A 13,798-nucleotide genomic window follows, 5' to 3' on the forward strand; every position below is an offset into this window, starting at 1 on the left:
CGACATCAGGAGTTTCTCTCATTCCTGCGACATGTAGACGCGCAGGTGCCGCAGGATCTGGACGTGCATCTGATCTGCGAAAACGACGCCACCCACAAGCACGCCAGGATCAAGGCATGGCTGGCCAAACGGCCACGCTACCACATGCATTACACGCCGACCTACAGCTCCTGGCTCAATCAGGTCGAGCGCTGGTTCGGCCTGATCACCCAACGGGCGATCAGGCGCAGCTCCTTCGACTCGGTGGCCGATCTAAAGCGCAAGATCAACGCCTTCGTGGAGCACTACAATCAAAATCCGCGACCGTTCAAATGGACTGCGACCGCTGACTCGATCCTCGCCAAGATCGAACGGCTCTGCAAAGTTATCAACGGAACGCCACACTAGAATGCATGCCACCGACGCGTGCCGGACGCGCAGCGGCCGCATGATGCAGCGACCGACCCGTACCTGCCTCTGTGCTCGCGCTCAGCATGACGCGGCACACGCAGCTACCGAAACCGGTCAAGGCGCTTCCACCTCATAGCCTGGCACCTGCAGGCGCGCCAGATAGCCATCCGGCGCCGTCAGCCGGCTGATCGACAGCACAGCGAAGGTGCTGCGATTACGCTGCAAGGCGGCGGTGGCGATGCTCAACCAATGGTCACGCATGCGCCGTTCCAGATCGTCGATGCCACGCGTCTTCGCAGCACCGGAGCTAGCCACCGCACTCATGCAGGCGGCCTGCCGATCTTGGTGCGGTAGCTGACGCAAGACCTCTAGATCGCCTACCGACCAGGCATTGGCACGCTCCACCATCGTAGGCAAATCGCGTTCCACCGTCACCAGAATGCGGCGAAAACATTCGATATCGTTCATGCCACCGGCACGGAATTCCTTGAGCGCCTGTCGCGGGTCCGCGATCTTGTGGTCCAGCACCGTGGGCGTCGGCTTGATGCCTGCGCGCTTGGCGGCGCGCTCCACGACCGACCAGATCACCGGCGCGCGGGTCAGGCCCGCGCGCTTCAGCGCCGCCTGATACAACTCGCCGGCTGCCAGCATCGGACGCTTGCGCTCGACGCCTTGGTCGCTGCCGAGATAGCGGGCTTTGGCCACGCTCCAGCGCGCATACAGATCGGGCGGCAGCACCTCGCGCAGTTCGCGGCCATCTTCGTTCTTCATCGCCTTCATCGCCGATGGCAACAAGGTCAGCCTGCCGAAGACCCCCATGCCGACATCGAGCGCTATGCTCGGCGCCATCAATACCTGCTGGGACTGGCCGATGCTGGTTTCCACTTCGGTCGATTGCCATTGCAGGCGTTTGCGCAGCGGCGACTGCGTGCCCAGTATCCACAACACGTGCTCGCCCTTGCTGACCTTCCACAAGCCCGGTCCGGGCTGCACGCCGCGCACGACCATGGCCTCCAGATCCACCACCGGCGGCGGTGGCGGCACCGTCTCGCTGGCGGTCGCCAATAGCGACTCAGCATCAAGCCCGCTCCCCATCCCTCTACCTTGCGTTGCATCGGATGTGGCCCCCTGTTTGAGACGGACAATACGCGAAGCCGGCAGCGGCCGCGTCAGGGAAGGGTTCGGCCGTCCTCGTCGTCGATGCCTAGCCTGGGAGCAACGTCGCCAGGTGCGCAGCTAGCGGTGAGGCCTCGTCGAGCAGCGCAAAGCCTTCCCAGACGAATCCCGGCGACACCGTGCAGCCCACCAGGCTGAAGTCACCGAGCGAACGTGCCGCTTGCCAGCAGCCTGCCGGCACCACATGCATCGGTTCGCCGCGCTCGGCGGCATCCACAACCACACGCTGCAATCGCGCGCTGGAGGCGTCGTAGATCAGTAGTTCCAGCGCATCGCCTTGCTGCCAATGCCACGTCTCTTCGGCATCCACACAGTGCCACGCACTGCATTGGCCTGCGCTCAGCAGAAAACGAATAGCGGTCAATGCCTGGCAGGCCTTACCGTTGTCGGTCACCTGGCGTGCGGAGGCATAGACGCGGCGGTAGTGCCCGCCTTCCGGGTGCGGAGCGAGGTCCAGCGCGTGGATCAGGGCGGCGGCGGTCGGATGCATGCGTGCATGCTAGGCCAGACGCGCCACCGCTGCATCAGGGCAGCTGTTTGCCCGCGCGCAAACAGGCGCGGAAGAACACCAGCAGATCCCAGCTATAGCGCTTGAGCAAACGGCGCGGCTCGTTGAGCAGCCGATACATCCATTCCAGATGCAGGCGCCGCACCCACTCGGGCGCACGCTTGGCGGTACCCGACAAGAAATCGAGCAACGCGCCCACGCCGAAGACCAGCGGCACGCCCAGCGCATGGCTGTGATCCAGGATCCAGCGCTCCTGCAGCGGGTTGCCGAACGCCACCAGCAACACATCGGCACCGGAGCGATTGATGCGCTCGGTCAGACCCTCGCCGGCCGCCGCGAATTCGCCGTAGCCATCGCACATACCGACCACCTGCTGACCCAACGTCCCGGTCAGCGTGGCTGCAGCGGTCTTGCCGACGCCAGGACGACCGCCCAGCAGGAAGAATTTGAGCGGCTGCGCACTCTCACGACACAGATACGGAATCAGGTCGGTGCCATTGAGGTTGCCGGCGAAGCGGCGGCCGTGGATCAGCCGCGCGGCCAGATCCATGCCGATCCCGTCATTGACGATGCGCACGCTGGGCTCGCGCATACGCATGCGCAGCGCTTGGCATTGCACGATGAAATTGGTATTGGCGAAGAACACCCGACGCGGCTGACGTGCTGCCAACGCATGGAATAGATCCAGCGCGAAGGCTTCCTGGGTTGTGGACAACACCGGAAAGCCACCTAACGCAATCACCACACCGGGCGGCGTGTTCCCGCTGGCAATTCCCGTCGTCTCAACATCAACGCGCTGGCCCTGCATCATCGAATCACCAAAGGTCGTAAGGGAATACAGACAACAGTCCGGCCTGCAGTTTTTCCAAATCGAAATCGCCGTTGCCGCCCAACTGAAGACACTCTTCCACGCTGTTACCGGAATGCCACTGCATGCGTCCGGTACCGTTGTAGTAGTCGTCGTACTTGAAGCGATCTTCGCCGTTGCCCCAATCCAGATACACCGCGGGTATCCCATAGGCTTCGGCGAGAATCAAGCCATGCAATGAGCTGCTGACCACCAACTCGACGCCAAGCAACGCGCTCATGAAGGTCGCAGGCTTCACGTTGGGGAACACCAAATGTTCCTTATACGCACTGTACTTTTCGACCGGCTCATTGAAGTGCGGCACGATGGCGAACGGCCGCTTGTTGATCGGGCCCAGCGCGTCGGCCGGGAAGAACATCGGCGTCAGCAGCCCGGGATCGCCATACACCTCCGGCACCGCGATACCGCGATCGAGCAGAAACTTGCGCGTCTTCGGACCACGCACTGCACGCACATCGAGCGTACTGAAGGTGTTGCGTTCGGCAGGAATCTTGCCGTTGATGCCACTGCCCCAGACGGTGTCACCATCTTTGGCGAAATGCAGCACCGAGCCGATCGCGATCAGCTTCTTGCTCAGATCCTGCTTCTCGATCAGCGTCTTGTCCTGCAAAGACAACACGCAGGAGACGATCACCTTTGACAGGTGATCTCCCATATTCACGCCAGCGTTTTTGGGCTGCCACCAGAACAGTGCACGACGTTCTGCATGTTCTATCCATTTCTGCAGCAAGGCGTTGGCCATAAGGTTGGAGTCTCTTAAAGAAAAATGTGCGCCGCATCAATGCGAGAGCACAGCCTCTGACGAGGCGTGCACTGCTGCGCCTTGCTGTGGATACAGACGGGTTTCCGGATACGCGCTGGGAGTCAGCACGCGATCGGTGGTGTCGGACCAATTCAGGCACTGGCGATAACGTACGCGCGGTGCTTCCAATGCGCGGCCAATTGCCGCAATAACGGAATCAGCGTTGCCTGGGGTGTAGCCGAAACGCGATTGATACGGCCCGACCACCGCATTCGGACATACCGCAGGCAATCCGAAGAAATCGTATTGCAACAACTTCATCGAACTATCAGCCAAGTACACCGGCACCTGCTCGGACGCGTACGGCGCAATTCCGAAACGTGCGTGTTTGATGTAACCAATCGTCTCGGCGTGCTTCATTTCGCCATAGACCACGACGTTATCGCCATAGCGGGGATGCCGGCCCATGCCCGAGCCGATCACGTGAAACGTCACCTGCGGAAAAGCCTTGCTGGCAACCACGAAGAACTCCGGGTCGAACAGCATCGAACCGACCGCGACTGCATGGATTCCCTCGCCGTACGGCGAGGGATCGCCAAGTTGGTCCAGGTTGTGATCCACGCCATGCCCGACGTGGTAGACGTTGTCGCGGCTGGCGATCTCTTCTGCCATTGCCGGCGACACCAGTGCGATCACATCGAGCGTGGGCGCGACGCGGTCGAACTCGCGTTCGATGTAGGACGCCACATTGATCGTGCTCAGCCCGTCAGAGGCGCGATAGACCAGCTTCGCCGCCGGATTGACGCGTTTTGCCAGCTCGATGAAAGCAATCGCGATGCCACTTTCGAAGACGATCACATCCGACTCGCGCATCCAGTCGAGCAGTTGGCGTGGCGGGTGCGCAGCGTACCAGCGGAACATCGCATCCTCGAGCGCACGCAGCCACGGACGGCGCGTATTGAACGGATGCACCGTCGTACGCCACAGGTAGCAGTCGACGCCCTTATGCGAGACAACCGTGTTGGCAGTCTCGTCGAGCGGCAACCGCATATCCCCCTTCATGCGCGACAACCGGCTATAGCGCAGCGAGAAAAACCGCGTGGTTCCACGCAGCGCCAGTTGATCGGTGATGAAATGGATATTGGCGCGCCGCGGCGTGCGGTAATCGTGGGCGGACAAGACCAGATAGCAAGGCCGGCGGATGCCGGAAGCGGCGGCGGGTGTGTCGCTCATGGGCCGTGTCCTAATGAATGCGTGAGTGAAAGCATGACTGATTGCAGGCGAAGACGATGTCGACTCATCGACGCGCCTTGGCCTGCGTCAGCAACTTGCGAATGCTGATGATGGCAATCACATCGCGACGGAATGCAGGCCAGATCGCCAGCGCAAGCAGGCAAACCGCAAGCATCGCCGCTGCGCCGACGGCCAGCTGCTCCCAGAGCGAGCCGCCAACCGTGATGGATGCGTAATACGCGCATCCGCCCGCAATGCCATAAGCGGCCATGGTACGCAGCGCATCGGTGAAGAGCGCTCCGACCGGCGCATCGGAAATCTTGCCGATCCATATCAGCGACAGCGGCCAAGTCAGCAACAAACCGAACGAATAGCCGATCGCCACGCCCATCGCGCCCCAACGCGAGCCGACGAAGATGCAGGCGATCAGCAGGATGCGGGTGACCAGCGAATACACCAGCTGCGCGCGCATCAATCCCCGCGCAAGAAACACCCAATACGTCGCATAGGCGGCCGTCTGGAAGATACCGCCCAGTGTCAGTGCCTGGAACAGCGGTACGGCCTCGCGCCATTGCTCGCCCAGTACCAGCACGATCAACGGCATCGCCAATGCGCAAGCGAACGAGAACAGCGCGAAGATCAGATGCACCATCACGGTCTGTCCGCGCAACAGGAACGCACTGAAGCGTTCGCGGTCGTCCTGCAGCTGAGACAACACCGGCAATGCCACGCTGGTGGCCGGCGCATTGATCTGGTTCAACGGCATCATCAACAATTGGAATGCGCGGTTGTACAAGCCGAGCGCGTCCGGCCCGGTCCGCCACCCGATGATCACCTGCCCCACATTGCGACTGGCATAGCCCAGCAACTGGGCAGCCATCAGGTTCCAGCCGAAATTGATGAAATCGCGCATCGGGGCCGAACGCTGGTAGCCACCCGGCAACCAGCGCGCGCAGCTCGCGGCGATGACGAAATTGACGATGGCCTGCACCACCTGCTGGACCACCAACGCCCAGTAGCCCCAGCCGAGCAACGCAGCAGCAACCGCGGCGCCCAAGCCAAGCACCTGCGAGCCCGCATCACTGAGCGCTACCTGCCCAAAGCGCAACCCACGGCTCAGGTGCGCGCGATACTGCGTGGTCATGCCATTGATCAGGAAGGTGACCGCCAGTGCCTGGGAAATCGTCACCAGGGCCGGCTCTTTGTAGAAGTTCGCAATCAGATGCGCCGACGCGAACACCACCAGCGATAGCAGCAAACCGATGCCGCTGTTGATCCAGAACAGGTTATCGCGTTGCTCGCGGCTGACATGTTTGGCTTGCACCGCCGCTGCCGACAGGCCGAAATCGCGCAGGATCTCGGCAGCCCCCACAATCGCGGTGACCATCGCCATCAGTCCGTAGTCGTAAGGCCTCAGCAATCGCGCCAACAGAATGATGCCGCCGAACTGCACCACCATCTTGACCGACTGGCCAAGCATGGTCAATGCTGCGCCGCCAGCAGCGCGCGAGCCCAGGCTGCGTTGCGGAGGCGGCGGTGGTGGTGTGGGAGATGTCATCGTAGGTGTCTCTGCGGTCACAGCGCGGCGTCTCCGTCCTTGCCCAGCGCTTCCAGATAGGTGCGGTAATGCAACTGCCCGATCCGTGGCCAGTCGCGCTGCGAAAGATCCGGTACCGGCCCGCGCGGTGCGGCGCGCACCTTGTCGAGCATGCCGGTCAGCAGCGGCGCATCGAACTCGCCTTCATACAGGAACACCCACCCAGGTCCGACTTCCTCGGCGATGGATGCATTCGATTCGCTCCACGGCGCCAGCACCGGGCGCGCCAGCGACAACGCCAGCAGCAAGGTGCCGGAGTTATGCATCTGCCGATACGGCAACACCACCAGCTCAGCCTCGCTGACTTCGCGTGCCAGCACCGGCTCTTCCACATAGGCCAGCAAAGCGCTGATGCGCGGATCCTGCGTGCAGGCGTCCTCCACCAAGCTGCGCATCTGCGGCGTGGCCGGGTTGCCGACGATGCGTAGAGTCACGCGCGCATCGTCGACCTTGTGCATGACCTCCAGCAGCGTTTCGACGCCTTTATACGGGCGAATCAGGCCGAAGTGCAGCAACCGCCCCGGCACCGTGCTGCTCTGCTCCATCGTTGCGAACCAGTCGCGATAGTGGCCGTGCAGAATCGTATCGGTGAACGGCGGACGCGGCGGCGTAGTCGCATTGATGCGGATCCAGCGACGTGTCAGCCGGTCGATCCCGCGCAGCAGGCTCCGTTCGCGCCAACCGCGGTCTTCATGCGGTGCAAGATTGTGCAGGGTGCGCACCACCGGCGTGCCGGTCAGCTGCAGCTTGAGCAACAACAATGCAGCACAGACCTGCTTGGCCAAGGTGCCTGCAGCAGTTGGATGGCGCAGCAAGTATTCGGGCCAATGCAGGTGCAACACGTCGTAGCGCGACAACAAAGCATCGCGCATCGAAAAAAAACGCGGATGCACTGCGGCGGGCAACGCGTCGTAGAGCTGGGTCAGGTACGGGTTGGTGTTGGCGGTGGGTTTTTCGGTGGAAAACAGCACCGTGACCTGCGGCTGGGTTGCCGCACGGGTCATCGACGGAGAGGCCAGCGCGCTCATCGCACCGCCTCCTGCACGCGCGGGATGCCCAACGCGTCGTGATATTCGTCGATGTAGCGCCCGACCACGTGCTTCCAGTCGTAGCGACTGACATAAGCCATGGACGCGGTACGGCGCGTGTCGAAATCGTTGTCGGCATGCAGCGCAAGCGCCTGCACTTGATCGGCTGCCGCCTCGATCTTGTCGCGATTGACGATCACGCCCTGGCCCGATTCGCTGGCAAGCCGCACGAACGGCGGAATATCGCTGAGGATCGGAATCAAGCCCGCACTCATCGCCTCAACCGCTGCAATACCGAAACCCTCATGCCGCGACAAGCAAACGAAAAACTGCGCTTGCTGCATCAGTGCACGCAGTTGCTCCTGCGAGGGCGACATGCTCAGCTGCACCTTGTCCTGCAGCCCACGCTCGGCAATCGCCTTGCGCAAATCGGACTCGTTCAGATCGTACTCGCGACCGGCGATGATCAGCCGCCATTGCGGGTCGCGCTTGAGCGCGGCTTGCAGCAACGCCAGCGTTTCGATCAGCCCCTTGTTGACCGACCAACGCCCGAAATACAGCATCGTTCGGCCGGGTGTGGTCGCACCCTGCCCTGCATATTTCTGCACATCCACACCGTTTTCGATCACGCGTAGTCGCGATGGCGCCACCACCTCGGCAAACAGATCGCCATCGTTTTCGCTGGTCGCGATCACGCGCGCATAGGCCAAGGCCGAGATGCGCGTCAGCGTCTGGAACCACAGCTGCTTCATGCACGATGCGTAAGCGGTGTGGAAAAACCCGCCATGCGTGGACACCACCATCGGCTTGCCGTGCAGCGGCTTGGTCAATGCCAGATAGTCGTAAAAAAAGTCGATACCGTGCAGATGGACAACATCGGCCGAACGAATCGCATCGAGTACCGACGGCGCCAACGGATAGCGCGACGATCCGCGATAGCCAATCCGCCGGATCGGCAGCCCTTGATGCGTGTCGTGCGCCGACAGCCGCCCACTGGGATCGGTGAACACACGGTCCAGCGTCACGACCTCAACCGTATCGGCGCTAGTGGCTTGATGTTGGCGGGCAACATTGAGAACGACCTCTTCCATGCCTCCGATCGAAGGATGGAATTGGCGAACGACATGCACCACTTTCATTACGCCAATCTCCTTTGCCAGCGACGCGCATCGAGTTGCTGCGACGGCTGATGATTCTGAAAACTCGTCATTTACGTTTCAATCCCAACATCCATGGCGCCCCACGCACCAGCACCGCGCGCATCGGCACGCTCATCGTGATCGCGAAGGCGCTTAGCCCCAACGCCCAGGCGAGCGTACCGATTGCGCTGCGTGCGATCAGGCCCGTCCGTGCCACCACGCTGGTGGCCACCAGGAAGACCAACGTATGCGTGCATAAAATCAGCAGCGTATTGGTACCGATCCACTGCACCCAGCGCATTCCCCGAATGAAATAGGCGACGCAAAACGTCATCGCCGTTCCTAGCAGGCTGACCAGCATAAACACGGCCGCCGACTGCCCGCACTGCAAATTGTTCACGTCCACCTGCCCGTTCCACCCGGCCAGCCACCACCACACTGCGGCCAACGGCAACAACGCCAGCGCCCACACCTGCGCGCCCAGCGATCGCAGCGCTTCGGCAAAGCGCGACAGCCAGCCGCCTATGGCGATGAAGAACAACGCGACCGGCAGCACATCCAGTGCGAGCGGTAAACGCAATTGCAGCGACGGGAACCAGCCTGCCCATGCCAGCGCCAGTGTCAAGCTGATCGCCGCTACCGCGGCCGCACTCAATCGCGCACGCAAGGCAATGTAAGCAAGCATTGTGACAAACAAGGCGGGGAGAAACCACAGCGCCGGAAGCACATACAGACGTGAACCATTGGCCCACAGCAATCCGGTGAGCGGGTGCCACAACGGTCGCGTCTGTGGATGCCCCGCATGCCCATCCATCGCAGCGCTCAGCAACCACAGCGCATAGGCCACCATAAAAAATGCAAGATACGGAACCAGCAAGGTTCGCCCCAGCTTCGCAACCGTTGCGCCCGTCAATGCGCGCTGCCCAAACCGTTCGCCGACCCAGCCCGACAACACGAAAAACAGCGGCACATGGAAGCTGTACGCGAACAGCTTGTATGCGGGCGGCATGCCGCTGGCATGGCCCAGCACCACCAACGCGATGGCCACCGCCTTCGCAGCATCGATCTGCCAATCGCGCGTCGGCCTGGCGTCTGCCGAACTGTGCACACGCGCACCATGCGTTGGAGAGAGTTCGCTTGTCATGCCAAAAAAACGCCGTTCATGCCACCACCCGGCGCGCACCCAGCGTCCATGGCGCGAAGCGCATCAAGATCCAACGCAGCGGCACGCAGGCGGCCAATGCAAACAACGTGACGAACACTGCCCAACCGAGCCCCGGACGCGCACTGCCGAAACCACCAGCCAATGCCGCAACACCGGACAATACAAAGAACACCAACATATGCGTGCAAAGAATCAGCAAGGTATTACGGCCGATCCACTGCAGCCACGCCCAGCTTTGTACCAGCCGCGCCGCGCAGATCACCATCAACGCACCGAGCAATGCGCTCACCAGGAACAGCGCGTGATTGTGTCCGAATTCGAGCATGTTGACGTCGATTCGCCCGTTTGCTTCGGCCAGCCAGGCTACCGCTAATGCCAACACGACCGTCGCCAGGGCGCTGCCAGCCAAGGATGTCGGCAGGCGTGGCGACACGTAGATCAGCAAGGCGCCCAATGCGTAGAAACACAGCGACACCGGTAGCACGTCCAGGCCGAAAAAAATCCGCACGTGCTGGACTGGGAACCAGTTCATCCACAACCACGCCACGATCAATGCCAGCACTGCGATCAATATCGGCGACATCCGGCGGCGCAAGACCATGTAGCTCACCAAGGTCACCAACATGACGGGCAAAAACCACAGCGGTGGCTGCACATACAGGTCCGGACCAATACCGGTAAACATCGCCACCATCGGCTCCCACCAGGGGTGACTTCCCCAGCGCGCAGCCTTCTCACCGACATTACGGGTCAGCAACCAGTATGCGTAGCCCAGGAGATAAAAGGTGACGTATGGCAGCAGCAAGCTACGTGCCTGCTTGGCGATCGTCTGCGTCAGGCCGGTATCGCGCGAGGCATAGCCCGCTGCCAACCAACCCGACACCAGGAAAAACAGCGGCACGTGGAAGCTATAGGCAAACAAAGTCATGCCATGTGGGACGCCCTTGGCATGGCAGAACACCACCAACAGGATCGCAATGGCCTTGGTGGCATCGATGCGCGGATCGCGGGCGCGACCAGTGGATGCAACCTGCGACCCGGCGGCCGGCAAAGACGACGGGGATGCCGGCGTTGCCGACACACTCATCGTGCCGCTCCCGCAGGCAATAGCAACTGCGCGCCATCTGCCGTTGGATCATCCTTGATCAAGGCAGTCTGCGTGCCGGACGCAGACCAGGGCGGCAACATATGCCACATGCAACCGCAGACAAACCACCACAACGCCGAGGTCTTGATCGAGAAGTAGCCGTTGGAGACCAACAGGCTCAAGGCGAACGCGAAGATCGCCAGATTCTTGAACAGCTGCCCTTCCTTACTGGGCATCAACAGCAGGAAGGAATACGACAGCAGGAACGCCAGCACGCCGACGATCGACTGCGACGCAATGAAATACGAGATTCCGCTATCGAAGTAACGGTACGCCTGGTCAAAATCCAGGCCCATCCAGGACTCGAACGACAGGTTATTCATCGAATACACGGTGAAGAATACCCGCCCCATCGTGGTGTCCTGGTAGGCAGTGATGCCCGTGACCCAGACCAGCAACCACGCGCTCATGATCACCAACAGGAACACCAAAAAGGCCAGTCGTTGATCCAGCCGTTTCAACAGCGGCGACAGCAACACCATCAAGACACAGGTGCCCGCCGCCAATCGTCCGTCGGAGGCCACGATCATGAAGCCGATCAACCCCACAGACAGAATCAGCGCCGCCGGCCGCATCCAACGCCAGAACACCAGCACGATTGCGGTAAAGAAGCAGATGTAGTTGCCCATCGTCACAGGCTCGATGAACATCGAGGAGGCACGCGGCAGATTGGAACCCGGCAGGAAGTTGCGCTCGCCCGGCCGCGTGGCGCTGACGAACAGGTTGCTGTCTTCGTTCCAGAAACCTTCGGCGCTCATGCCACGCGCATTGACGAAGAAGCTCTTGGGGTTGATCAGATCGCCGTATTTCACTGGCATCGCCAATTCGAAGGCGGCAACCAGCGAGACAATGATGGTCATGCGGATGAAGAGCTTGGGCACCGAACCGGTGTAAGCCGAGCCAAGCACGACGAAGGCGAAAACCACCAGCGCGTCGCGGAAAAACTTGGGGTCGATCTGCCAGTTCACCAAAAAACGCACGAACATCAGCGCGACGATGAAGCCGAGTCCACTGACGATCAAGGCAATGCGTTTACGGCTCAGCGAGCCCAGACCAAGCAAAAAGCAGGCCGCGTAAACCATGACCTCGACAGCGTAGGTGATCACCGGTCGCACGGTGAACACGTTCGCGTTGACGAACGCCAGTACCAGGTTGTAACCCACGCCTACCAGCAACGTCAGCTCAATCAGCAGGTTGTGCCAGCGGACGCGAGTTTCCTCTCTCATTCGAATCAGCATGCAGCCGCCTGCTTGAAAGAGGCGGCTGCGATGCAGCCGCCCGTGGCGCCGAACGCGCCAGGTCGCACGCTCCCCACCATCATCAGTACGCGGTCTTCTGTCCGAGCACGCGCACTGCGGTCAGCACGATGATGCGGATATCCAGCCACAGCGACCAACGACGGATGTAATCGAGATCGTACTGGATACGCTTCTTCATGGTGCGCAGTTCCGGAGTTTCGCCACGGAAGCCGTTCACCTGCGCCCAACCGGTGATACCCGGCTTGACGTAGTGACGCTGCATGTAGTGGTTGATCAGCTTTTCATAGTGCGTGTTGTGCTGCGCGGCGTGCGGACGCGGGCCAACAATCGACATGCTGCCGCCCAGCACGTTGAAGATCTGCGGCAACTCGTCCAGGCTGCTGCGGCGCAGGAATGCACCGAAACGCGTGATGCGTGCGTCGTTCTTGGTCGCCTGCTGGATCGTGGTGCCATGGTCGTCATGCACCCGCATCGAGCGGAACTTGAACATGTAGAACTCGCGGCCGCCCAAGCCATGACGGCGCTGGCGGAAGAACACCGGGCCAGGCGAGCTCAACTTGACGCCGACTGCAATGGCGGCCATCAGCGGCCACAGGCCCAGCAGCGCGATGACAGCCAGAATCTTGTCCTGCAACGCCTTGGCCACCACGAAGTAATTGTCGCGGTCCACGCCGCCCTGGCGCAGGTTGATCACCGGCACGTTGCCGATCTGCTCGCCAGACTGATTCAACAGACCGAAATCGAACAGGTCCGGCACCAGCTTGACGTTGATCGGGTAACGATCCAGGCGCTGCAGCAGCTGCTTGATATGGTCGCGCTCACCCAGCGGCAGCGAGATCCACACCTGCTCGACCTGGTTTTCCTTCAGATAGTCGATCAACGCGTCCGGCTCGCCCAGGCACGGCAGCGACTGGCGCTGTTCGGTCACGGCGATGTCGTAGGGGGTGCGGAAATAACCGACCAGATTCATACCAACCCACGAGTTGCGGCTCAGGTAGTGGTTGATCTTCATCACCGGGTGACGCAGACCCACCACCACCACACGCTGGACGTCCACACCCTGAGTACGCAGATGGTTCAAAAAGCCACGCAGCGCCGTGCGCGCGGCGACCAGCGATGCCAGGCCACCGACGAACCACAGACCGATCCAACCGCGCGACACCTGCTCGCCTACCTTCACGATCAACGCATGGACCGCAAACAGCGCGAAGACACCGCCGAACGCACCGCCCAGCACCATCAGTTCGCTCAACAGGCAACGGCCGCGCCAGCTGCGGTACAACGGGAACAGCGCAAAGCAGATCACCGAATACAGCAGCGTGGTGGCAATCGCCAGCCGATACGGCGCTGCCGGCACCCAGGAACCGAACACGATTCGGTAAGCGACCAGACCGCACACCACAACCATGGTCAGGTCGAAGACGCGCAGAACCAGATCGGCCGCAGCCGAATATTTGGACAACAATCGCGGCGAGGAAGCTGTGTAAGTCTCGCTACTCAAGTCTGCCAAAAGCATGGGGATGTCCTCCAAACTCGATACGACGCA

The 13,798-nt window shown here is 61.3% G+C and carries 12 protein-coding genes and 1 pseudogene; 1 reads left to right on the forward strand and 12 read right to left on the reverse strand.

Features of this window, described 5'->3' with window-relative positions:
- Positions 1–387 (forward strand): transposase (locus WJW29_RS08800; RefSeq protein ID WP_181712163.1); only part of this gene is annotated, 387 nt, incomplete at its 5' end.
- 117 nt (positions 388–504) lie between these two features.
- Here WJW29_RS08800 and WJW29_RS08805 read toward each other — a convergent pair.
- The 12 genes and pseudogenes from WJW29_RS08805 to WJW29_RS08860 form a co-directional block, all read right to left on the reverse strand.
- A pseudogene (locus tag WJW29_RS08805) lies at positions 505–1,505 on the reverse strand (TraB/GumN family protein).
- Between the two features lie 89 nt (positions 1,506–1,594).
- Positions 1,595–2,056 (reverse strand): cupin domain-containing protein, encoded by a 462-nt coding sequence (locus tag WJW29_RS08810; protein ID WP_011259690.1) that lies wholly within the window; start codon positions 2,054–2,056, stop codon positions 1,595–1,597.
- 34 nt (positions 2,057–2,090) lie between these two features.
- Positions 2,091–2,885: a WecB/TagA/CpsF family glycosyltransferase gene (locus tag WJW29_RS08815; protein WP_011259691.1), complete on the reverse strand. Its 795-nt coding sequence runs from the start codon at positions 2,883–2,885 to the stop codon at positions 2,091–2,093.
- A gap of 4 nt (positions 2,886–2,889) precedes the next feature.
- Positions 2,890–3,684: a polysaccharide pyruvyl transferase family protein gene (locus WJW29_RS08820; RefSeq protein ID WP_011259692.1), complete on the reverse strand. Its 795-nt coding sequence runs from the start codon at positions 3,682–3,684 to the stop codon at positions 2,890–2,892.
- Positions 3,685–3,720: 36 nt separating this feature from the next.
- On the reverse strand, positions 3,721–4,917 hold the full coding sequence (locus tag WJW29_RS08825) for a glycosyltransferase (RefSeq protein WP_011259693.1): 1,197 nt from the start codon (positions 4,915–4,917) through the stop codon (positions 3,721–3,723).
- Positions 4,918–4,981: 64 nt separating this feature from the next.
- Positions 4,982–6,475 carry a lipopolysaccharide biosynthesis protein gene (locus tag WJW29_RS08830; protein ID WP_011409038.1) on the reverse strand — a complete coding sequence of 498 codons (1,494 nt, stop codon included), beginning with the start codon at positions 6,473–6,475 and terminating at the stop codon, positions 4,982–4,984.
- 17 nt (positions 6,476–6,492) lie between these two features.
- Positions 6,493–7,542 carry a glycosyltransferase gene (locus tag WJW29_RS08835; protein WP_011259695.1) on the reverse strand — a complete coding sequence of 350 codons (1,050 nt, stop codon included), beginning with the start codon at positions 7,540–7,542 and terminating at the stop codon, positions 6,493–6,495.
- Positions 7,539–8,681 carry a GDP-mannose:cellobiosyl-diphosphopolyprenol alpha-mannosyltransferase gene (gene gumH / locus WJW29_RS08840; protein ID WP_011259696.1) on the reverse strand — a complete coding sequence of 381 codons (1,143 nt, stop codon included), beginning with the start codon at positions 8,679–8,681 and terminating at the stop codon, positions 7,539–7,541. The genes WJW29_RS08835 and gumH overlap by 4 nt, the downstream gene beginning before the upstream one ends.
- A 67-nt stretch (positions 8,682–8,748) precedes the next feature.
- Positions 8,749–9,825 (reverse strand): acyltransferase family protein, encoded by a 1,077-nt coding sequence (locus WJW29_RS08845; protein WP_011259697.1) that lies wholly within the window; start codon positions 9,823–9,825, stop codon positions 8,749–8,751.
- Positions 9,826–9,841: 16 nt separating this feature from the next.
- Positions 9,842–10,933, reverse strand: a complete 1,092-nt coding sequence (locus tag WJW29_RS08850; RefSeq protein WP_011259698.1) for an acyltransferase family protein — start codon at positions 10,931–10,933, stop codon at positions 9,842–9,844.
- A complete protein-coding gene (locus tag WJW29_RS08855; protein WP_049756340.1) occupies positions 10,930–12,219 on the reverse strand; it encodes a hypothetical protein in 1,290 nt (429 codons plus the stop codon). Before WJW29_RS08855 ends, WJW29_RS08850 begins: the two co-directional genes overlap by 4 nt.
- Positions 12,220–12,313: 94 nt before the next feature.
- Positions 12,314–13,768, reverse strand: coding sequence for an undecaprenyl-phosphate glucose phosphotransferase (locus WJW29_RS08860; protein WP_011409041.1), 1,455 nt, complete (start codon positions 13,766–13,768; stop codon positions 12,314–12,316).
- Between the last annotated feature and the right edge of the window lie 30 nt (positions 13,769–13,798).

The sequence above is a fragment of the Xanthomonas sp. JL1 genome (genome assembly GCF_038405005.1).

Coding starts and splice junctions, on each gene's coding strand:
- WJW29_RS08810 (WP_011259690.1), bottom strand. CDS start 2,056: ATGCATCCGACCGCCGCCGCCCTGATCCACGCGCTGGACCTCGCTCCG.
- WJW29_RS08815 (WP_011259691.1), bottom strand. CDS start 2,885: ATGATGCAGGGCCAGCGCGTTGATGTTGAGACGACGGGAATTGCCAGC.
- WJW29_RS08820 (WP_011259692.1), bottom strand. CDS start 3,684: ATGGCCAACGCCTTGCTGCAGAAATGGATAGAACATGCAGAACGTCGT.
- WJW29_RS08825 (WP_011259693.1), bottom strand. CDS start 4,917: ATGAGCGACACACCCGCCGCCGCTTCCGGCATCCGCCGGCCTTGCTAT.
- WJW29_RS08830 (WP_011409038.1), bottom strand. CDS start 6,475: ATGACATCTCCCACACCACCACCGCCGCCTCCGCAACGCAGCCTGGGC.
- WJW29_RS08835 (WP_011259695.1), bottom strand. CDS start 7,542: ATGAGCGCGCTGGCCTCTCCGTCGATGACCCGTGCGGCAACCCAGCCG.
- gumH (WP_011259696.1), bottom strand. CDS start 8,681: ATGAAAGTGGTGCATGTCGTTCGCCAATTCCATCCTTCGATCGGAGGC.
- WJW29_RS08845 (WP_011259697.1), bottom strand. CDS start 9,825: ATGACAAGCGAACTCTCTCCAACGCATGGTGCGCGTGTGCACAGTTCG.
- WJW29_RS08850 (WP_011259698.1), bottom strand. CDS start 10,933: ATGAGTGTGTCGGCAACGCCGGCATCCCCGTCGTCTTTGCCGGCCGCC.
- WJW29_RS08855 (WP_049756340.1), bottom strand. CDS start 12,219: ATGAGAGAGGAAACTCGCGTCCGCTGGCACAACCTGCTGATTGAGCTG.
- WJW29_RS08860 (WP_011409041.1), bottom strand. CDS start 13,768: ATGCTTTTGGCAGACTTGAGTAGCGAGACTTACACAGCTTCCTCGCCG.